This is a genomic window from Streptomyces sp. NPDC002133 (assembly GCF_040296405.1).
Lineage (GTDB): Bacteria > Actinomycetota > Actinomycetes > Streptomycetales > Streptomycetaceae > Streptomyces.
In genome coordinates, this window is the sequence record NZ_JBEOXF010000008.1 from 18,589 (window position 1) to 38,384 (window position 19,796).

Genomic DNA, 19,796 nt, shown 5'->3' on the forward strand with positions numbered 1-19,796 from the left:
CCATGACCGAAGACATCCGCGAGACCGAGGTCGACGGCATCCGCACCCTGCTCGCACACCGTTCCGGCCCGGTGAGCGCCGGGCTCTTCTTCCGCGTCGGCAGCGCCGACGAAACCCTCGCCACCCGCGGAATCACCCATCTGGTGGAACATCTGGCGCTGCACCGGCACGGCGTCGGCGATCTGCACTACAACGGCGCGACCGCCGGAACCTTCACCCACTTCCATGTCACGGGCGACACCTCCGAGGTCGTCGAGTACCTCAACGGTGTGTGCGCCGCGCTGCGCGACCTGCCGCTGGAACGGCTGGAGACCGAGAAGGAGATCCTTCGCACCGAAGCGGCGGGCCGCAGCAGCGGCCCGGGGTACGACATGCCCCTGTGGCGGTACGGGGCCCAGGGCTACGGTCTGCCCAGCTACCAGGAGCTGGGCCTGTACCGGATCGACGCGACGGCGGTACGGGACTGGGCCGCGACCCGGTTCACCCGGGAGAACGCCGTCCTGTGGATCACCAGCGACACCGTGCCGGACGGCCTCGACCTGAACCTGCCGTCGGGACCGTGGCAGCCGCTTCCCGCGCCGACGTCCACCCTGCCGCGCACTCCCGCGTACTTCGAGGGCGACGACGGCGTCGTCGTGCTCGACGCCGTCGTCCCGCGCAGCACGGCCGCCAGTCTGTTCGCCGACGTGTTCGGCAAGGCGCTCTTCCGCGATCTGCGCCAGGAGGGCGGCTACTCGTACGCCGCCGAATGCGACTACAGCCCGCGTGACGCCGAGTTCGCGACGATCACAGCCCTGGCCGACTCGCTCCCCAGGAAACAGGACGCGGTGGTCGGCGGCTTCATCGACACCCTCGCCGCACTGCGGGCCGGGCGCATCGAGCAGTCCGATCTGGACGCCGTACGCAGCGCGCGGCTCAAGGCGTACGAGATCCCCGATCTGGCCGCCGCGAAGCTGCCGAGCCAGGCGCTCGGCGTGCTCACCGGCCACCCCGTGCCCGGCGACGACGAGCACATCGCCGAGCTGCACGCGGTCACGGTCGAGGATCTTCACGACGTGGCGCGCAAGGTCTGGGACAACGCGCTGCTCAAGGTCCCCGGTCACCGGGGCGCCGACTGGGCGGGCTTCCACGAGGCCCCCGGTGGATCCACGGAACTGCTCACCGGCCGCCGCTACGCCCACCGCACGCACTCCGACGCCGCACTGCTCATCGGCCGGGAAGGCGTCAGCCTGACATCGCCCCACAACCAGGTCAGCGTCCGCTACTCCGAATGCGCCGCGATGCTGGCGTACGCCGACGGCGGCCGCCGCCTCATCGCCGAGGACGGGCTCAGCATCTCCGTCGAGCCGACGCTGTACCACGTGTTCCCGGCGGAGCTCGCGCCCATCGACGCCGCCGTGGCCCCGCACTCGGTCATCCCGATGCCGGCCCGTTCCCCCGACCGGATCCCGCAGCCCGCGCCGCTGCGCGATCCGGCGCGGCCCACCCCGAGCCGGAAGTCGACTGCGGCACTGTGGCTGTTCGCCGCCCTGGCGCTGTTCTGGGGACTCGTCGCCGTCGTCGGGACGGCCGACGAATTCGACCCGGCGGTCACGGCCTCGCCGGACCGGGTCTATGTCGCCCTCCTGTGGATCCTCGAAAGCGGAGCGCTCTTCCTCCTGGGCCGCACCTGGTACCGGCGCAGGCAGGGCCACGGCGGATGACCGACCGGCCCGGCACCGTGAGGGTGCCGGGCCCAGATGAATCCTCGTGTGCATTGTCGGGCCGGGGTGTTAGCCTCCAGCGCCGCTTGTCGCACATTCGTGCGTATCCGTTTCCCGTGGGGGGATCCCGTATGTCTCAGTCCGTACCGCCGTCCGGCAACCCGTTCGCCGCCGACGCCGCGCCCGCGCCGGCTCCCACGCCCGCGCCCGTTCGTTCGGGCAACCTCGCCCTCGGTCTCGTGGGCTCCCTGGTCGCCGCCCTCGTCGCGGGCGGCGTCTACGGCGGTGTCGCCGGGGCGATCGAGCGCGAAATCGGCTGGGCCGCCATCGGTGTCGGCTTCCTCGTCGGCTTCGTCGCGGCGAAGCTCGGCGGTCGCAACCTGGTCCTGCCCATCGTGAGCGCCGCTTTCTCCCTCGGCGCGGTCTACCTCGGTCAGCTCCTCGCCATCGCGATCCTCGTCGCCAAGGAGCTGAACGTCTCCGCGACCGACATGTTCCTCGACCACTTCTCCCTGCTCACGCAGGGCTGGAACGAGGGCAAGGACTTCATGACGCTCGTCTTCTTCGTGCTGGCCGGCGTCGCGGCGTTCGGTGGTGCGAAGAAGGGCGCGGAGTGACACTGCCGCTCCGGGGCCATCCCGGCCCGGGGGGCCGTGTGTCGTGATCTCGTCCTGATCACCTGCGGACCGAGTGACGAGCACGCACGAGGGGCCCGGCACCGTGATGGTGCAGGGCCCCTCGGTCGTACGAAAGCAGGGTGCCGGCAGGTGTCAGCGCTTGTGCTGCGAGTCCGCCACGGTCACCTCGACGCGCTGGAACTCCTTGAGCTCGCTGTAACCCGTCGTCGCCATGGCCCGCTTCAGGGCGCCGAAGAAGTTCATCGAACCGTCCGGTGAGTGCGACGGGCCGGTGAGGATCTCCTCCGTCGTACCGACGATGCCCAGATCGACGAGCTTGCCGCGCGGGACGTCCTCGTGGACGGCCTCCATGCCCCAGTGGTGGCCGCGGCCGGGCGCGTCCGTCGCACGCGCCAGCGGGGAGCCCATCATGACGGCGTCCGCGCCGCAGGCGATGGCCTTCGGCAGGTCGCCGGACCACCCGACACCGCCGTCGGCGATGACGTGCACGTACCGGCCACCGGACTCGTCCATGTAGTCGCGGCGGGCCGCGGCGACGTCGGCGACGGCGGTGGCCATCGGGACCTGGATGCCCAGCACGTTCCGCGTGGTGTGCGCGGCGCCGCCGCCGAAGCCGACGAGGACGCCCGCCGCGCCCGTGCGCATCAGGTGCAGCGCCGCGGTGTACGTGGCGCAGCCGCCGACGATGACCGGGACGTCGAGCTCGTAGATGAACTGCTTCAGGTTCAGCGGCTCCGCGGCGCCGGACACGTGCTCGGCCGAGACGGTCGTGCCGCGGATGACGAAGAGGTCGACACCCGCGTCGACGACGGCCTTGGAGAACTGGGCCGTGCGCTGCGGCGAGAGCGCGGCGGCGGTGACGACGCCCGAGTCGCGCACCTCCTTCAGGCGCTGCCCGATCAGCTCCTCCTTGATCGGGGCGGCGTAGATCTCCTGGAGGCGGCGGGTCGCGCTCTCGGTCGGCAGCTCCGCGATCTCGTCGAGCAGCGGCTGCGGATCCTCGTACCGGGTCCACAGGCCCTCGAGGTTCAGCACACCCAGGCCGCCCAGCTCACCGATGCGGATCGCGGTCTGCGGGGAGACGACGGAGTCCATGGGAGCGGCCAGGAAGGGCAGCTCGAAGCGGTAGGCGTCGATCTGCCACGCGATCGAGACCTCCTTGGGGTCCCGGGTGCGCCGGCTCGGTACGACGGCGATGTCGTCGAACGCGTACGCCCTGCGGCCGCGCTTGCCGCGCCCGATCTCGATCTCAGTCACGATGTGTGGCCTTTCCCTCTACGTCTGCGCCTACCAGTATCGCCGACGCATGCCTCAGGGGCGGCCCCGGCGAACACCGGGACCGCCCCTGGCACGTCCGTGCGACGACTTCCTGCGTCGTCGTGCTGCTACTTGGTGCTGTAGTTCGGCGCCTCGACCGTCATCTGGATGTCGTGCGGGTGGCTCTCCTTGAGCCCCGCAGACGTGATCCGTACGAACCGGCCGCGCTCCTGCAGCTCCGGCACCGTGCGGCCGCCGACGTAGAACATCGACTGTCGCAGACCGCCGACCAGCTGGTGGACGACGGCGGAGAGCGGGCCGCGGTAAGGCACCTGGCCCTCGATGCCCTCGGGCACGAGCTTCTCGTCGGAGGCGACACCCTCCTGGAAGTAGCGGTCCTTGGAGAAGGAGCGCTGGTCGCCGCGGGACTGCATCGCGCCGAGCGAGCCCATGCCGCGGTACGACTTGAACTGCTTGCCGTTGATGAACATCAGCTCGCCCGGGGACTCCTCGCAGCCCGCGAGCAGCGAGCCGAGCATCACCGTGTCGGCGCCCGCGACCAGGGCCTTCGCGATGTCCCCGCTGTACTGCAGACCACCGTCGCCGATGACCGGAATGCCCGCCGCCTTCGCCGCCAGCGAGGCCTCGTAGATCGCGGTGACCTGCGGGACGCCGATGCCGGCGACGACTCGCGTCGTACAGATGGAGCCGGGGCCGACGCCGACCTTGATGCCGTCGACACCGGAGTCGATGAGCGCCTGGGCGCCGTCCCGGGTCGCGACGTTGCCGCCGATGACATCGACGGACGAGTTGGACTTGATCTTGGCGATCATGTCGCCGACCAGCTTGGAGTGGCCGTGCGCGGTGTCGACGACGATGAAGTCGACACCGGCCTCGATCAGGCCCTGGGCACGCTCGAAGGCGTCACCGGCGACGCCGACGGCGGCGCCGACGATGAGCCGGCCGTCCTTGTCCTTCGCGGCGTTCGGGTACTTCTCGGCCTTGACGAAGTCCTTGACCGTGATGAGGCCCTTGAGGATGCCCTGGTCGTCGACGAGCGGAAGCTTCTCGATCTTGTGGCGGCGCAGCAGCTCCATGGCGTCCACGCCGGAGATGCCGACCTTGCCGGTGACCAGCGGCATCGGGGTCATGACGTCGCGCACCTGCTGTGAGCGGTCCGTCTCGAAGGCCATGTCGCGGTTGGTGACGATGCCGAGCAGCTTGCCCGCCGGGTCGGTGACGGGCACGCCGCTGATCCGGAACTTGGCGCAGATCGCGTCGGCCTCGGCGAGCGTCGCGTCGGGGTGCACCGTGATCGGATCGGTGACCATGCCGGACTCCGAGCGCTTCACCAGGTCGACCTGGTTGGCCTGGTCGGCGATGGAGAGATTGCGGTGCAGTACGCCGACGCCGCCCTGGCGGGCCATCGCGATGGCCATGCGGGCCTCGGTGACCTTGTCCATGGCGGCGGACAGCAGCGGGATGTTCACCCGGACGTTCTTCGAGATGAACGAGGCGGTGTCGATCTGGTCGGGCGCCATGTCGGACGCGCCGGGCAGCAGCAGCACGTCGTCGTAGGTCAGCCCGAGTGTCGCGAACTTCTCGGGCACTCCGTCGACGTTGGCAGTCATGACACCTTCCCCAAATGGCCTTGATCGGTGCGGATGTCCATGCTAACGGGCTCCACGGGTGTCTCATTCCACGATCAAGATCAGACAGTATGTTTGTGTGTTCGTACGTACGTGACACACGTGACACACGAGCTCGATGCGCGCGCCGCGCGTGACGTACGCCCGCGAACGGTCACTGCTCCGCCAGGGCCCGCAGCCTGCTCAGCGCCCTGTGCTGCGCCACCCGGACCGCACCCGGCGACATCCCGAGCATCTGCCCGGTCTCCTCGGCGGTGAGGCCGACGGCGACCCGCAGCACCAGCAGCTCCCGCTGGTTCTCCGGCAGATTGGCGAGCAACTTCTTGGCCCACTCCGCGTCGTCGCTGAGCAGCGCCCGCTCCTCGGGGCCGAGCGAGTCGTCGGGCCGCTCGGGCATCTCGTCGGAGGGGACGGCCGTGGACCCGGGATGCCGCATGGCAGCCCGCTGCAGATCGGCGACCTTGTGCGCGGCGATGGCGAAGACGAACGCCTCGAAGGGGCGTCCCGTGTCCCTGTAGCGCGGAAGCGCCATGAGGACCGCCACACAGACTTCCTGTGCGAGGTCCTCCACGAAGTGGCGGGCATCACCGGGCAGCCGGCTCAGCCGCGTGCGGCAGTAGCGCAGGGCGAGCGGGTGCACATGGGCCAGCAGGTCATGGGTGGCCTGCTCATCGCCGTCGACGGCACGAAGCACGAGCGCACCGATGGCCCCGTGGGCATTCGCCGCCTCGTCGTTGCGCATCGGTCCATGGTGCCTCGACTGGCGCTGCTCCGTGGCACTGCGTCCGTAGTTGTGCACCGAAGCGTTATGAGCAGGTGCGCCGGAAGTCATCTCCTGCGCCCTCCCCTTACGCTCGACCGACTTGTCCCCGAGGAACTCCACACTCTCAAGGATGCGGCATGCCGCGGGAAACGTGTGCCCACCGTCCGCGGTCGCCCCGCCCACCGGTCAGCGGGCGGGGACGGCACCTCCTCCGGGCTCGGCTCGCCTCCGGGGCGCTCCGGCGCCACATCGGCTCGCTCGCCGTGAGAGCTCCCTCTCGCGATCGGCACCGCTCAGCGGACCAGGCCCCAGCGGAATCCGAGCGCCACGGCGTGCGCCCGGTCCGAGGCACCCAGCTTCTTGAACAGCCGCCTGGCGTGCGTCTTCACCGTGTCCTCGGAGAGGAACAGCTCGCGCCCGATCTCGGCATTGGACCTGCCGTGACTCATGCCTTCCAGCACCTGGATCTCGCGCGCGGTGAGCGTGGGCGCGGCGCCCATCTCGGCCGAGCGCAGCCGGCGCGGGGCGAGCCGCCAGGTCGGGTCGGCGAGGGCCTGGGTGACCGTGGCCCGCAGCTCGGCGCGCGAGGCGTCCTTGTGCAGGTAGCCACGGGCACCTGCGGCGACGGCGAGCGCGACGCCGTCCAGGTCCTCGGCGACGGTGAGCATGATGATCCGGGCGCCGGGGTCGGCGGACAGCAGCCGGCGGACGGTCTCGACGCCGCCCAGTCCGGGCATGCGTACGTCCATCAGAATCAGATCCGAGCGGTCGGCGCCCCAGCGGCGGAGGACTTCCTCGCCGTTGGCCGCGGTCGTCACGCGCTCTACGCCGGGCACGGTTGCGACCGCGCGGCGGAGCGCCTCTCGGGCGAGCGGGGAGTCGTCGCAGACGAGGACGGATGTCATGGCCGCCCTCCGCAGCTGATGCGCGTCACCTTGAGCCTCCAGGCTGGTTACGTATCGTCACCTGTGCGGTTGACGCCCCCGGACTCCTGCCCGAGCGCTTGTTCTCTCAACCGCCTCCGCACTCTCAACGACGGTCACTCGAAAGAGTTACGGGTACGACGGGCACCTTCGGCACTCTACGTGAGGACCTACACACGGAGGAGAGCGACACAGCTCAGCCGGGCGTCACTTGACAGCTATGCCCCATTTAGCGGCTTTTCTTCCCTTTTGCTGGTGTCTGTGGCTAGATTCGCAATGAGTCATATTTACATCTACTTACACCGTAGATGTACGGTCGGAGCTTCAGGCATCCACTCAGCACGGCAACAAGGGGACATGCGCTATGGCAGATTTCTCCCGCCTTCCCGGACCGAACGCCGATCTGTGGGACTGGCAGCTGCTCGCGGCATGCCGGGGCGTTGACAGCTCGCTCTTCTTCCATCCCGAGGGGGAACGCGGCGCGGCAAGGAGTGCGCGCGAGAACTCGGCGAAAGAGGTCTGCATGAGGTGCCCGGTGCGCGCGGAGTGCGCAGCGCACGCACTGGCGGTGCGGGAGCCCTACGGGGTATGGGGCGGACTGACGGAGGACGAGCGTGAGGAGCTCATGGGGCGGGCCCGGAACCGGCTGATCCCGGCATCAAGCACAGGGGGAGTCGCCGGACACGGTTGACGTACGGCAACCGTTGGAAGCAACCGAAGAAACGTTCCTGCACCGTCCGGCCCAGCGCCGGATGCCGAGAGGAGCACACAATCAGCGCGCCGTCAGGAGCGCGCCGAGGGGGCGGAGTTCGGTGCGCAACGGGAAGGGGCGCGCCCAGTGGACGGAGTTCAGCGCGCCGCGGCGAGCGCCAACTGGTCCAGGGTGGCCGCGACCGTCGGGACCTGGGCCAGATCGGGAAGGGTCAGGGCGACGATCTCGCGTTGTACGGACGGCTCCACCGTGACCGTACGGGCGCCCTTGTGCAGTACCGACTCCAGCGCCAGCTCCGGCAGCACCGCGACGCCGAGACCGGCGCCGACGAGTCCGACCACGGCCGGGTAGTCGTCCGTGGCGAAGTCGATCCTGGGAGTGAAGCCTGACTCCTCGCAGACCTCCACGAGTTGGCGGCGGCAGCGCGGGCAGCCCGCGATCCACGGCTCGTCCGCCAGATCGGCGATCGAGACGGCTCCCGCGCCGGCGAGCCGGTGCCCCTCGGGCACCAGACCGACGAGCCGGTCGCTCAGCAGCGGCCGTACGACCAGGTCCTCCCACTCCGCGTCCGCGGAGCCGTAGCGGAAGGCCAGCGCCACATCGCAGTCACCCTCGCGCAGCATCTCCTCGGAGCGCGGCGGCTCGGCCTCGACGAGCGAGACACGGGTGCCGGGGTGCGCCGCACGCAGGGCGGCGAGCGCGGTGGGCACAAGGGTGGAGCTGCCGCTGGGGAACGACACCAGGCGGACCCGGCCGGCGCGCAGTCCCGCGATCGCGGCGACCTCCTCCTCCGCTGCGGTGAGCCCCGCCAGGATCCCGGCGGCGTGGCGCACCAGGGCCTCCCCGGCCTGGGTGAGCCGCATCTCCCGGCCGGTCCTGATCAACAACGGTGTGCCGGCGGAGGTTTCGAGTGCCTTCATCTGCTGACTGACGGCGGGCTGGGTGCAGCCCAGCTCGCGCGCCGCCGCCGAGAAGGAACCGGTGGCGGCGACAGCGCGCAGGACACGGAGATGACGGGCCTCGATCACCCTCTGAGCATAAGGTGCACTTGGAGTTCAGGTGAAATAGTCGATGAAATCTTTGAGGACGGCCACCCGGTGCTGGGCTAGCGTCGCCCGTATGCAGCTTCTGACCGTGAACGTGGGACGCCCGAAGGCCGTCGACCACACCGACCACAGGGACGGCGTGACGGGGATCGACAAGCAGCCGGCGGACGGCCCTGCGCTGGTGACCGATCCCGGCCCCAAGGGGACGGGCGGCAGCGGCGTCGCCGGGGACACGGTGTGCAGCCTGCGGCATCACGGCGGGACGCACCAGGCGGTGTACGCCTTCGCGCGCGAGGACCTCGACTTCTGGGAGGGCGAGCTGGGCCGCCCACTGCCCAACGGGTCCTTCGGCGAGAACCTGACCACGTCCGGGCTCGACGTGACCGGCGCCCTCATCGGGGAGCGGTGGCGGATCGGCGCACAGCTGGTCCTGCAGGTCACGTCGGGCCGTGTTCCGTGCCGTACGTTCGCGGGCCACCTCGGCGAGCGGGGGTGGGTCGGACGGTTCACGCGGACCGCTGCCCCCGGGGCGTATCTGCGGGTCGTCGAGCCGGGTGAGATCCGGGCGGGTGACCCGATCGAGATCGTGCACCGGCCGGACCACGACGTGACGGTCGCGCTGTCCTTCCGGGCGGGGACGACCGAGCGGTCGCTGCTGCCGCGCGTCCTCGCGGCGGGGGATGCACTCCATCCCGAGCAGCTGGCCGCCGCCAGGGAGTACGTGGCCAAGTACGGCGCGTAGGCAGGGCGTTCCGGAGGAGGCCCGAGGACCGGTCCCGCGCCGGAGGACGAACGTCCCGGCCACCGGGGCCGGCCCTGCGCCGGAGGACGAACCTCGGGCCGCGCCGGAGGTGGGCCGGCCCTGCGCCGGAGTACGAACCTCGGGCCGCGCCGGTTGACGGGCTGCCAGGTGCGTCGCACGCGTACGCGGGGCACTAACGTGCCGCGTATGACGACAGCACTGATTACGGGCGCGACCGCGGGCATCGGGGCCGCCTTCGCGCGGCGCCTCGCGGCGGACGGGCACGACCTGGTCCTGGTGGCGCGGGACACCGAGCGGCTCCAGGACCAGGCGACGGAGCTCCACGACCGGCACGGCATCGAGGCGGAGGTCCTGTCCGCGGATCTCGCGGAGGAGGCCGGGATCGCCTCGGTCGAGGCCCGGCTCGCGGACCGGAAGCGGCCCGTCGACCTGCTGGTGAACAACGCCGGGTTCGGCAACAAGGGCCGCTATCTCGAAGTGTCCATGGCCGATGAGCTGCGGATGCTCAAGGTGCACTGCGAGGCGGTGCTGCGGCTGACGTCCGCGGCGGCCGGGGCGATGCGCGAGCGCGGTCGCGGCGGCGTGGTGAACGTGGCATCGGTGGCGGCGTTCGTGCCGCGGGGGACTTACGGCGCGTCCAAGGCATGGGTCGTGCAGTTCACCCAGGGCGCGGCGCGCGATCTGGCCGGGACGGGGGTGCGGCTGATGGCGCTGTGCCCCGGTTTCGTACGGACCGAATTCCATGAGCGGGCCGGGATGGGGACGGACAACATTCCGGGCTGGATGTGGCTGGACGCCGACAAGCTGGTGTCGGCGGCGCTGGCCGACCTGGCGCGCGGGAAGACGCTCTCCGTCCCGGATCCGCGCTACAAGGCGCTGATGGGCGTGGTGAAGCTGACGCCGCGCCGACTGCTGGGCGGGGTCAGCTCCAAGGCGGGCCGCAGGTACGGACCGAAGTAGTTCCGTCCTGCCAGGTCACCGCGAGGGTTCGGGTGCCGGTGATATCGATGTCGGCGAGTGAGGAGACGGGCTCGGGGGCGGGCTCGTCGGTGAGCGAGGCGAGGGCGACGAACAGCGTCTCGCGCTCGCCGGTCGCGTCGCCGGACGGGCCACCGGTCGTGCCGTGGAGCGCGGCGGTACGGGAGACGGGGCCCTGGAGCGTGGAGCCGGTGTCGGCCGCGGTGCGCACCGCGTAGCCGTGCACCGGCTGGAGTTGGGCGGTGGGGCCGTCGGGGGTGGTGGCCCAGCCCGTCTGACATACGGGAGTTGCCTCGGGCGCCCCCATGACGAGATGGGCGCGGACCTCGGCGCGGCCGTGGGCGAGCGTCAAGGAGTGGACCCGGATGCCGGGGTACGGAGTGTGGGCGGAAGCGGCCCAGCCCTGACCCGACCCCTGTGGTTCGGCAGGGCCGCGCGAGGTGGGCTTTCCGTCGATGACCAGGGCGAAGTGGTTGTCGTCCGAGTGGTTGTCGTCGGAGTCCGTCGGCCCGGTGACCGGGCCGGTGCGGGTGGAGTACGCGAAGCGGGCGTAGCAGGGGTCGTCCCCGGCGCCGACGGCACGGACGGGACCTGCACCGTGGTTGTGGAGGCGTACGAGCCCGTCGGCAGCGGTGGACTGGACGAGCAGGCCGGCCGGGGCGAGGGCGGTGACGGCGTCCTCGGTCTCCGCGGGCAGCGGCTCCTCGCGGTCGGTCCAGGCCGCATGGCCGGGCGGAAGGAGCAGCCCGAGGAAGCCCTTCGAGGCCCAGTAGGGCGATGCCGGTCCCGAGTAGTTCTGGAGGACGGGTTCGTACGGGCCGTGCCAGCCGAGCGTGAGCAGTCCGCGGGCGTCGGTGGCGCCCCGGTCGAGGAAGTGGCGCACGGCCCCGGACGCGAGACGGCGGGTGGCGCCGGGGGTGAGCGGCGTGTGGCCGGTGAGGGCGCCGAGCCACGGGGCCGCAGCGGCGGCGAAACGATACGTCAGCGAACGGCCGTACGGCATCGGCGCTCCGTCGGCGCCGAAGAGACGGGCATAGCCGTCCAGATGGGCCCGCAGGCGCGGGCCGTAGCGCTCCAGGAGGTCCTGGTCGCCCGCGAGATGGGCGTGCAGGACGGGATACAGATGCAGGGCCCAGCCGTTGTAGTGGTCGAAGGACCGGCCCGCCCCGTCGCTGTACCAGCCGTCGCCCGCGTACCACTCCTCGATCCGGGCGAGGGAGCGGTCGATCGTGCGACGGGCGCGATCGGTCTCGATGCCGGCGTCCTGGAGGAAACCGGCGACGGTGAGGCCGAAGAGCCACCAGTTGTTGTCGACGGGGGAAGGGCCGAGGGCGGGCAGCAGCCAGTCGACGGCGCGCTGCCGGGTCCGCTCGTCGAGCCTGTCCCAGAGCCAGGGACGGGTGAGGCGCAGGGAGAGGGCGACGGAGGCGGACTCGACGATGGCCTGGCGGACGTCGGCGATGCACGGCCAGGCATCGACGCCGTACCTGCCCGAGGTGCCGTACGAGCCCGAGGTGCCGGAGGCGAGCCCTTCCGCGTACCGCGCAAGATGGCCGTACGGGTCCTCGCCGCCGGCCCCGGCGACGCGGAAGGCGGCGAGCAGGAACGTACGGGCGTATCCTTCGAGGCCGTCCGACAGCGGCCCGGACCAACTGGGGCGCGGGCCGGGCAGGTTGACGAGTCCCCGGTGCCGCGAGGCGTACGGGCGCACCGCCAGCAGGAGTTCGTCCGCGGTGGTCTCCCAGTGGGTACGGGTCCAGCCGGTGTACGGACTCAGCTCACGGTTCTCGGACGGCGCGGGCATGATCGGCATCATGGGCTCGAGATCGATCGAAGGTCAATACGTCCGAGCGAATGATCGGAACTCTTGTCGTTCGATCGGATTGCATTAAGGTCTGGCTCATCGAGCCACCACACCGCCAGGGGGACTGCCACCGTGCGCGCGAGTGCCGCCCAACGACACGACAGACTGCTGGAGCTGGTGCGGGAGCGCGGCACCGCGCGTGTGGCCGACCTCGCGGACCGGCTCGGAGTGTCCGCGGTGACCGTGCGCCGCGACGTGGAGGCGCTCGCCGAGCGCGGCCTGCTGGACCGGGTGCACGGGTCGGTGTCGTGGCCCGAGCGGCATGCACTCCCCCAGAAGCGTGCAGGCGGGGGCGGACTGGTGCTGGGGATGCTCGCGCCCTCGGCGACGTACTACTTCGCGGAGGTGATCCGCGGGGCGAGCGAGGCCGCCGAGCGCGCCGGGGCACGGATCGTCCTGCGGATCTCCGACTACCGCCCCGCCGAGGACCGCGCGCGCACCGAAGGGCTGCTGGAAGCGGGCGCCGAAGGGCTGCTGGTCGCACCGGGGTGGTGCGGCCCCGAGGACACGGCCACGCACAGCGACTGGATCACCGAACTGCCCGTGCCCTCCGTGCTGCTGGAGCGCCTGCCGGTGCCGGGGAGCGCGCTGGACGAGCTGGACCGGGTCTCGTCCGACCACCGGCACGGCGCGCTCCTCGCCCTCCGCCACCTGGTCGGGCTCGGGCACGGAACCCCGCTGCTGGTGGCGCGCGCGGACAGCCCGACGGCGCTGGCCGTGCGCTCCGGGTACGGAGAGGCGCTGGGGGCGCTCGGGTTGCGCGCACCCGCGCCGGTGATCGATTCGGTGCCGGCCGAGCAGGACCCCGAGGGCTTCGAGGCGGCCGCACAGGCACTGCGGGCGGCGGTGGTCTCGGGCGAGGCGACGGCAGCACTCGTGCACAACGACGTCGACGCGATCCAGATGGTGCAGCGCCTGGCCGAGCTCGGCCTGCGGGTGCCGGAGGACCTGGCCCTGATCGCGTACGACGACGAGGTCGCCGCCCTCGCCGGCACGCCGCTGACGGCCGTCGCCCCGCCCAAGCGTCATGTGGGGCGGCAGGCCGCAATGTTGCTGTTCGAGCGGCTGACCGGCGGTGCGGCGCAAGCCGCGGACGAACCTCGGCGGCATGTGACGCTTCTGCCGCGGCTGAACGTGCGGTCGTCGTGCGGGGCGGGCGGCGGCAGCGGGGACGTCCAGGCGTGACCCTCCCGCCCCCGCGACCTGCATACGCGACCCGCGACAAGGGGCAATTCTCACTAAAATGGGCGTGACCCAGCGACCTCCGGGGTGACGCCATGACATTCGCACAATTGATCGACTGCAAGACGGACCGCGTGGACGAGTTCAACCGGCTCCTGGACGCCTGGATCGAGCAGACCGAGGGAAGGCGCACCGCGACGCACAGCCTGGTCGCCACCGACCGGTCCGACTCGACGCACGTCGTGGAGCTGGTCGAGTTCCCGTCGTACGAAGAGGCGATGAAGAACTCGAACCTGCCCGAGACCGACCGGATCTTCCGGGAATTGGTGGCGCTGTGCGACGACATGCCGACGTTCACCGACCTCGAGGTGATCAGGGACGAGCAGCTGAACGAGTCGGCCTGCCGCAGGTTCTTCTCGGAGGCGCTGCCGAACGGTGACGCCGCCCTGCTGGGCGAGTTGCTCACCGACGACTACGTCGACCACGATCCCTCCAACGCCGAGGACATCGTGGGGATGGAAGGACTCCGCCGCGAAGTCGCCGTGTGGAGGGACGGGTTCGACTTCGGCTTCGCGATCGACGACCAGATCGCGGACGCCGACCGCGTCTGCACGCGCTGGACCTGGACCGGCCTGCACAAGGGCGAGTTCATGGGGGTCACCGCGACCGACCAGCAGGTGACGATGACCGGGACGACCGTGCAGCGGTGCCGTGAAGGAAAGATCTGCGAGAGCTGGTGGCAGTACGACCGGCTCGGCCTGATGGGCCGGCTCGGCGTGCTCGAGATGTGAACACCGGGCAGGAGCCCGGGCAGAACGGAGGCAAGGACAAAGGCAAGGGCCCGGGCAGACGCAAGGCCCCCGCTCCCTCTCCGGGAACGGGGGCCTGCTCAAGCCCTGAGCGAGTCAGAACCGGTCGGGCCGGTCCGAACGCGTCAGTGGGAGTGGCCGTGGCCGTGGCCGTGGCCCGCCTCCGCCGGCTCCTCTTCCTTCTTCTCGACCACGAGGGTCTCGGTGGTGAGCAGCAGGGAGGCGATCGACGCGGCGTTCTCCAGCGCGGAGCGCGTGACCTTGACCGGGTCGATGACGCCGGCCTTCACCAGGTCGCCGTACTCGCCGGTCGCGGCGTTGAAGCCGTTGCCCTTGTCCAGCTCCGCCACCTTCGCGGTGATGACGTAGCCCTCGAGGCCCGCGTTCTCGGCGATCCAGCGCAGCGGCTCGACGGCGGCGCGGCGGACCACCGCGACGCCGGTGGCCTCGTCGCCGGTCAGGCCGAGGTTGCCCTCCAGCACCTTCACGGCGTGGACGAGCGCGGAGCCACCACCGGAGACGATGCCCTCCTCGACCGCGGCGCGGGTCGCGGAGATGGCGTCCTCCAGACGGTGCTTCTTCTCCTTCAGCTCCACCTCGGTGGCGGCGCCGACCTTGATCACGCACACACCGCCGGCCAGCTTCGCGAGGCGCTCCTGGAGCTTCTCGCGGTCCCAGTCGGAGTCCGTGGTCTCGATCTCGGCCTTGATCTGGTTGACGCGACCGACGACGTCCTCGTGGCTGCCGCCACCGTCGACGATGGTGGTGTCGTCCTTGGACACGGTGACGCGGCGGGCCGAGCCCAGCACGTCAAGACCGGCCTGGTCGAGCTTGAGGCCGACCTCCTCGGCGATGACGGTGGCACCGGTGAGGGTGGCCATGTCCTGCAGCATCGCCTTGCGGCGGTCGCCGAAGCCGGGGGCCTTCACCGCGACCGCGTTGAACGTGCCGCGGATCTTGTTGACGACGAGGGTGGACAGGGCCTCGCCCTCGACGTCCTCGGCGATGATCAGCAGCGGCTTGGAGGCGCCGGCCTGGATGATCTTCTCCAGCAGCGGCAGCATGTCCTGGATGGAGGAGATCTTGCCCTGGTTGATCAGGATGTACGGGTCGTCGAGGACGGCCTCCATACGCTCCTGGTCGGTCACCATGTACGGGGACAGGTAGCCCTTGTCGAAGGCCATGCCCTCGGTGAAGTCGAGCTCCAGGCCGAAGGCGTTGGACTCCTCGACGGTGATGACACCGTCCTTGCCGACCTTGTCCATCGCCTCGGCGATGAGCTGGCCGACCTGCTGGTCCTGGGCGGAGAGCGCGGCGACGGCCGCGATGTCGGACTTCTCCTCGATCGGACGCGCGGTGGCGATCAGCTCGTCGGAGACGGCCTTGACCGCGGCGTCGATGCCCTTCTTCAGGGCGGCCGGGGAGGCACCGGCGGCGACGTTGCGCAGACCCTCGCGGACCAGGGCCTGGGCGAGCACGGTGGCGGTGGTGGTGCCGTCACCCGCGATGTCGTTGGTCTTGGTCGCCACCTCCTTCACCAGCTGGGCGCCGAGGTTCTCGTACGGGTCCTCGATCTCGACCTCGCGGGCGATCGTGACACCGTCGTTGGTGATGGTGGGGGCGCCGAACTTCTTGTCGATCACGACGTTGCGGCCCTTGGGGCCGATCGTCACCTTGACCGTGTCGGCGAGCTTGTTGACGCCGCGCTCAAGGGCGCGACGGGCGTCCTCGTCGAACTTCAGGATCTTCGCCATGGAGCTTCTCAAGTCCTCTCATCTGCGATCCTCGGCCGCCTCGAGAAGGGGCCGCCATCGCTCAAAAACGAACCGCGCCCCTCGCCGCCCGGCTTCTTACGACGCGGGGGCCAGGGGCGCGGCTCACAGCAAAACTGCAGGTGGCTACTTCTCGACGATCGCGAGCACGTCGCGAGCCGAGAGGACGAGGTACTCCTCGCCGCTGTACTTCACCTCGGTGCCGCCGTACTTGCTGTAGAGCACGACGTCGCCGGTCTTGACGTCGAGCGGCAGGCGCTCGCCGTTCTCGAAGCGGCCCGGGCCAACGGCCAGGACGACGCCCTCCTGGGGCTTCTCCTTGGCGGTGTCCGGAATGACCAGGCCAGAGGCCGTGGTCTGCTCGGCGTCGAGCGGCTGGACCACAATGCGGTCCTCGAGCGGCTTGATGGCAACCTTGGAGCTGGTGGTCGTCACGATCCGACCTCCCCCTTCGGAGATCTCACGGGGTTTGACTGTCTGAGGTGGCGACCAGGTCGATCCGTCGTCGCGGGTGCCGGACCTGCCCGTCGCTGTGTTGGCACTCTCCGGTGGGGAGTGCCAGAGCCGAGACTATGACCGCGATTAGCACTCGGTCAAGCGGAGTGCCAATCACCCGGCGCGCCGGGGGCCGGCGGCACGTGATTGCGGCCCGTGATTGCGGCCCGTGGCCGCGGCTCGAAGTCGCGGGCCGCGGTCGCGTCCCGGGGCTGCGGATCGGGGCTGCGGCCCGGTCTCGATCCGGACACCGAAGGGACAACGAGGGGACGCGGTGCCGCGTTCCGTACGACCGTTCGGAGATGTCCTACGGCCGTACGGAGGTGTCCATCGGCACGGCCCGGCCGAGCGGTCGTCACCACGGCCCCGCCACGCCCTGGGGCGACGCCGCGCTCGCGCTGTTCGTACTCTTCGTGGACGCCGTCGCGCTCGCGGTGACCGCCATGTGGGTGTACGTCGCGACGCGGCCGGACAGCGCTGCCGCCGAGAGGGCACGGCCCAAGGCGCCCGAGATACCCGGGGATGCACCCCGGCCGCGCCCGGAGATGGCCGCGGACGCGGCCCCGGCGCCGTCGGTGGCCTGGGCCCCGTACCTCGGTTTCGCCATCGCGGCGGCGCTGATCGCCCTCACCGCGTACGCCTTCGTCCGCAGCGGTCACCGGATCACGGCCGGCGCCTGGTGGTCGTCCTCCTGACCCTCGGAGCACTCCACTCCGCCGCACGGGAAGCCCGCGGGACACACCCCGGGCCGGTGCCCGTGCCGGCCCGCGACCGGTGCGTCTGCCACAGCGCGGGCGGGAACTGCCACGGCTGCGAGGGCCACTGACCGTCGCACGCCAGCAAGGGCACCGGCCGCCACAAGGGGCGGGCGGCGGCGGCCGGTGCACGCGGCTCAGACGTAGTCCTCCAGCCGGGCCACGGCGTATCCCTGCGCGGTGGCGACGTTCATGACCCGGCGGATCATGTCGGGCATGCTGCCCTTCCACTGCTCCTTGCCGCGGAAGTGGGTGAGGATGACGTCGCCGGGGCGCAGCGTGTGGTCCGGCTCCCGCCACTCCACGCGATCGGGGAACGCCTCCGCGGCCCACAGCGGCACGGCCTTCACTCCGCACGACTTGGCGGCGCGCAGCGTGTCCTCGTCGTAGCTTCCGTACGGCGGCCGGAAGAGCCGGGGGCGTTTCCCGAACCGCTTCTTGATCTTCTTCTGCTGTCCGCAGATCTCCCGCTTCTGCTTCTTGTACGAAAGCCCGCGCAGGTAGGCGTGGCTGAGGGTGTGGTTGTTCAGCGCGACACCGCGGTCCTGCATCTCCTCGAAGTAGCCGTAGTCGTCACGGACGAGGTAGTCACTGAGGAACGCGCTGTACGGAATGTCCAGCTCGCTCATCATCCTCAGCAGCTCGGGGTCCTTCTCGGCCCCGTCGTCGATCGTCAGGAAGACGACCTTCTCCTTCGTCGGCACGGTGGTGAAGACGGGCGGCAGACCCTCGTGGTCGTCGACCTCGAAGCCCTTGCGGGTGGTGACGGTGAGCTTCTCGACGGGTGGCTCGGGCGGGGTCAGCGGGACCTTATCGAGCCCCCAGCGCTTGGCGGCCGCGACCCGGGCTGCGTGGGCCTTCTTCGACCGTTTCGCGTAGTCGGACAGCGCGCCCGCCGGGCCGGCGGCCGGCTGCTGCCGCCCGTGCGCGGCGGGCTCGGGGGCCCGCGGATCCGTGGTGGCGGAGCCGGACGGCTCGGCCGCACAGGCGGAGCCGAGAGCGGCGACGAGCAGGACGGCCAGCACCGCGCGGCGGCGTTGCCGGGACAGCGCGTCACGTCGGCCCCGGCGGGGGTGTGTGCGTCCGCTCCACCTGGGCGGCATCACACTCCGACCCGATGATCCTTTTCTCATATTTCCGTTTTGTCGTACAGGTTGCATGGCGCCGCATCCTGTCAGCGCAGCCCGCCCGCAACGGCTCGACACCGCCGCGGGGCGCCCGCCGTCCCCCGCCTGGCCGACAATGGCCGGGTGAACGATGTCTCCTTCCCCCACCTCGGCGCGCTGCTCAGCGACGAGGGGCAGGCCCTGCTCGCCGCCCTGCGCGACTACGACCCGGCGAAGGAGCTCGCCCTCGCGACCCGGCTGCGCCGCGAGCACCCGGCGGAGCTGGTCTCGGCGGCGCTGGCCCAGGCGCGGCTGCGGCAGCGGGCGGTGGCGAAGTTCGGCGCGGAGGACGCGTACCGGATGTACTTCACGCCGAACGGGATCGAACAGGCCACCCGCACGTCGGTCGCCGAGTACCGGGCCATGCGCTTCCGGGACATCGGCCCGGCCGACGTCACCGACCTCTGCTGCGGCATCGGCGGCGACGCGATCGCCCTCGCCCGTGCGGGCTTCGTCGTGCAGGCGGTCGACCGGGACCCGGTGACCGCCGAGGCCGCCCTGGTCAATGTCCTCACCGTGGTGGAGGGCACGCCACAGATGCGGGTCACCTGCGCGGACGTCATGGACTACGACCTCACCGCCACCGATGCGCTGTTCATCGACCCGGCCCGGCGCGGCGGGCGGGGACGCATCTTCGACCCGGAGGCGTACTCCCCGCCGCTGTCCTGGGCGATCGACGCCGTGCGCCGGGTCGGCACAGGCGCCATCAAGATCGCGCCCGGCATCCCGCACGAACTGGTCCCTGACGACTTCGAGGCGGAGTGGATCTCGGACGGCGGCGACGTGAAGGAGGCGGTGCTCTGGCACGAGGATCCGGGCCCGGGCGCGAGCCCCGTCGTCCCCGGCGCCCGCCGCGCCACGCTCCTCCCCTCCGGCGCCACGGTCACCTCCCGCGGCCTCCCGAACCCCGCGGTCCGCAAGCTCGGCCGCTTCCTGTACGAGCCCGACGGCGCCGTCATCCGCGCGCACCTGGTCGCCGAGGTCGCCGAGGACCTCGACGGCGGTCTCATCGACGGGACGATCGCGTACATCACGGCGGACGAGCTCCGCCCGACGCCCTACGCCACGGCCTATGAGATCACCGACGAACTCCCCTTCAACCTCAAGAGGTTGAAGGCCCTCCTGCGTGAGCGCGAGGTCGGCAACCTGACGGTGAAGAAGCGCGGCTCGGCGGTCGAGCCGGAGGAGGTCCGCCGCAAGGTCAAGCCGAAGGGCCCGAACGCGGCGACGGTCTTCCTCACCCGGGCAGCGGGCGCGCCGACGATGCTGATCGGCGGGCCGGTGGCGTAATCCGGTGGTTCAGCGGGAGTGGTCGCATCCA

General features: G+C 70.9%; 18 protein-coding genes. 9 read left to right on the top strand and 9 right to left on the bottom strand.

The genetic code is table 11. From position 1 onward, the window contains the following. Positions 1 to 2 precede the first annotated feature (2 nt). Both ABT078_RS11715 and ABT078_RS11720 read left to right on the top strand, forming a co-directional pair. The gene (locus tag ABT078_RS11715; protein ID WP_351226453.1) at positions 3 to 1,703 is read left to right on the top strand and encodes a M16 family metallopeptidase; all 1,701 of its coding nucleotides are present in this window, start codon (positions 3 to 5) and stop codon (positions 1,701 to 1,703) included. 131 nt (positions 1,704 to 1,834) lie between these two features. Then, complete coding sequence (locus ABT078_RS11720) at positions 1,835 to 2,320, top strand: hypothetical protein (protein ID WP_351226455.1); 486 nt, start codon at positions 1,835 to 1,837, stop codon at positions 2,318 to 2,320. A gap of 153 nt (positions 2,321 to 2,473) precedes the next feature. Here the strand turns inward: ABT078_RS11720 and ABT078_RS11725 are convergent, their stop codons facing one another. The 4 genes from ABT078_RS11725 to ABT078_RS11740 form a co-directional block, all read right to left on the bottom strand. Then, positions 2,474 to 3,598, bottom strand: a complete 1,125-nt coding sequence (locus tag ABT078_RS11725) for a GuaB3 family IMP dehydrogenase-related protein (protein ID WP_351226457.1) — start codon at positions 3,596 to 3,598, stop codon at positions 2,474 to 2,476. A 128-nt stretch (positions 3,599 to 3,726) separates the two neighbouring features. Further along, positions 3,727 to 5,229 carry an IMP dehydrogenase gene (gene guaB / locus ABT078_RS11730; RefSeq protein ID WP_351226459.1) on the bottom strand — a complete coding sequence of 501 codons (1,503 nt, stop codon included), beginning with the start codon at positions 5,227 to 5,229 and terminating at the stop codon, positions 3,727 to 3,729. 172 nt (positions 5,230 to 5,401) lie between these two features. Further along, positions 5,402 to 5,989 (bottom strand): sigma-70 family RNA polymerase sigma factor, encoded by a 588-nt coding sequence (locus ABT078_RS11735; protein WP_351226461.1) that lies wholly within the window; start codon positions 5,987 to 5,989, stop codon positions 5,402 to 5,404. 314 nt (positions 5,990 to 6,303) lie between these two features. Next, the gene (locus ABT078_RS11740) at positions 6,304 to 6,915 is read right to left on the bottom strand and encodes a response regulator transcription factor (protein WP_003948568.1); all 612 of its coding nucleotides are present in this window, start codon (positions 6,913 to 6,915) and stop codon (positions 6,304 to 6,306) included. A gap of 382 nt (positions 6,916 to 7,297) precedes the next feature. On the opposite strand from ABT078_RS11740, the gene ABT078_RS11745 reads away from it, so the two are divergent. Beyond that, entirely contained in the window at positions 7,298 to 7,624 is a 327-nt protein-coding gene (locus ABT078_RS11745; protein WP_351226463.1) for a WhiB family transcriptional regulator, read from the top strand. Between the two features lie 158 nt (positions 7,625 to 7,782). On the opposite strand, the gene ABT078_RS11750 is transcribed toward ABT078_RS11745, so the two are convergent. Beyond that, the gene (locus tag ABT078_RS11750) at positions 7,783 to 8,673 is read right to left on the bottom strand and encodes a LysR family transcriptional regulator (protein ID WP_351226465.1); all 891 of its coding nucleotides are present in this window, start codon (positions 8,671 to 8,673) and stop codon (positions 7,783 to 7,785) included. A 91-nt stretch (positions 8,674 to 8,764) separates the two neighbouring features. On the opposite strand from ABT078_RS11750, the gene ABT078_RS11755 reads away from it, so the two are divergent. Both ABT078_RS11755 and ABT078_RS11760 read left to right on the top strand, forming a co-directional pair. Beyond that, on the top strand, positions 8,765 to 9,433 hold the full coding sequence (locus ABT078_RS11755) for an MOSC domain-containing protein (RefSeq protein WP_351226467.1): 669 nt from the start codon (positions 8,765 to 8,767) through the stop codon (positions 9,431 to 9,433). Between the two features lie 207 nt (positions 9,434 to 9,640). After that, positions 9,641 to 10,414 (top strand): SDR family NAD(P)-dependent oxidoreductase, encoded by a 774-nt coding sequence (locus ABT078_RS11760; protein ID WP_351226469.1) that lies wholly within the window; start codon positions 9,641 to 9,643, stop codon positions 10,412 to 10,414. Here ABT078_RS11760 and ABT078_RS11765 read toward each other — a convergent pair. Next, the gene (locus ABT078_RS11765; RefSeq protein WP_351226471.1) at positions 10,377 to 12,236 is read right to left on the bottom strand and encodes a DUF2264 domain-containing protein; all 1,860 of its coding nucleotides are present in this window, start codon (positions 12,234 to 12,236) and stop codon (positions 10,377 to 10,379) included. The genes ABT078_RS11760 and ABT078_RS11765 overlap by 38 nt on opposite strands. A gap of 132 nt (positions 12,237 to 12,368) precedes the next feature. Between ABT078_RS11765 and ABT078_RS11770 the strand changes: the two genes are divergently transcribed. Both ABT078_RS11770 and ABT078_RS11775 read left to right on the top strand, forming a co-directional pair. Next, entirely contained in the window at positions 12,369 to 13,481 is a 1,113-nt protein-coding gene (locus tag ABT078_RS11770; protein ID WP_351226473.1) for a substrate-binding domain-containing protein, read from the top strand. 92 nt (positions 13,482 to 13,573) lie between these two features. Further along, the gene (locus ABT078_RS11775) at positions 13,574 to 14,269 is read left to right on the top strand and encodes an ester cyclase (protein ID WP_351226475.1); all 696 of its coding nucleotides are present in this window, start codon (positions 13,574 to 13,576) and stop codon (positions 14,267 to 14,269) included. A gap of 143 nt (positions 14,270 to 14,412) precedes the next feature. On the opposite strand, the gene groL is transcribed toward ABT078_RS11775, so the two are convergent. Next, positions 14,413 to 16,041 (bottom strand): chaperonin GroEL, encoded by a 1,629-nt coding sequence (gene groL / locus ABT078_RS11780; protein WP_351226477.1) that lies wholly within the window; start codon positions 16,039 to 16,041, stop codon positions 14,413 to 14,415. 144 nt (positions 16,042 to 16,185) lie between these two features. Beyond that, the gene (gene groES / locus ABT078_RS11785) at positions 16,186 to 16,494 is read right to left on the bottom strand and encodes a co-chaperone GroES (RefSeq protein WP_017949608.1); all 309 of its coding nucleotides are present in this window, start codon (positions 16,492 to 16,494) and stop codon (positions 16,186 to 16,188) included. 362 nt (positions 16,495 to 16,856) lie between these two features. On the opposite strand from groES, the gene ABT078_RS11790 reads away from it, so the two are divergent. Beyond that, entirely contained in the window at positions 16,857 to 17,249 is a 393-nt protein-coding gene (locus tag ABT078_RS11790; RefSeq protein WP_351226479.1) for a hypothetical protein, read from the top strand. Positions 17,250 to 17,446: 197 nt separating this feature from the next. On the opposite strand, the gene ABT078_RS11795 is transcribed toward ABT078_RS11790, so the two are convergent. Beyond that, positions 17,447 to 18,334: a polysaccharide deacetylase family protein gene (locus ABT078_RS11795; RefSeq protein WP_351226799.1), complete on the bottom strand. Its 888-nt coding sequence runs from the start codon at positions 18,332 to 18,334 to the stop codon at positions 17,447 to 17,449. A 225-nt stretch (positions 18,335 to 18,559) separates the two neighbouring features. On the opposite strand from ABT078_RS11795, the gene ABT078_RS11800 reads away from it, so the two are divergent. Next, the gene (locus ABT078_RS11800; protein WP_351226481.1) at positions 18,560 to 19,765 is read left to right on the top strand and encodes a THUMP-like domain-containing protein; all 1,206 of its coding nucleotides are present in this window, start codon (positions 18,560 to 18,562) and stop codon (positions 19,763 to 19,765) included. Positions 19,766 to 19,796 lie beyond the last annotated feature (31 nt).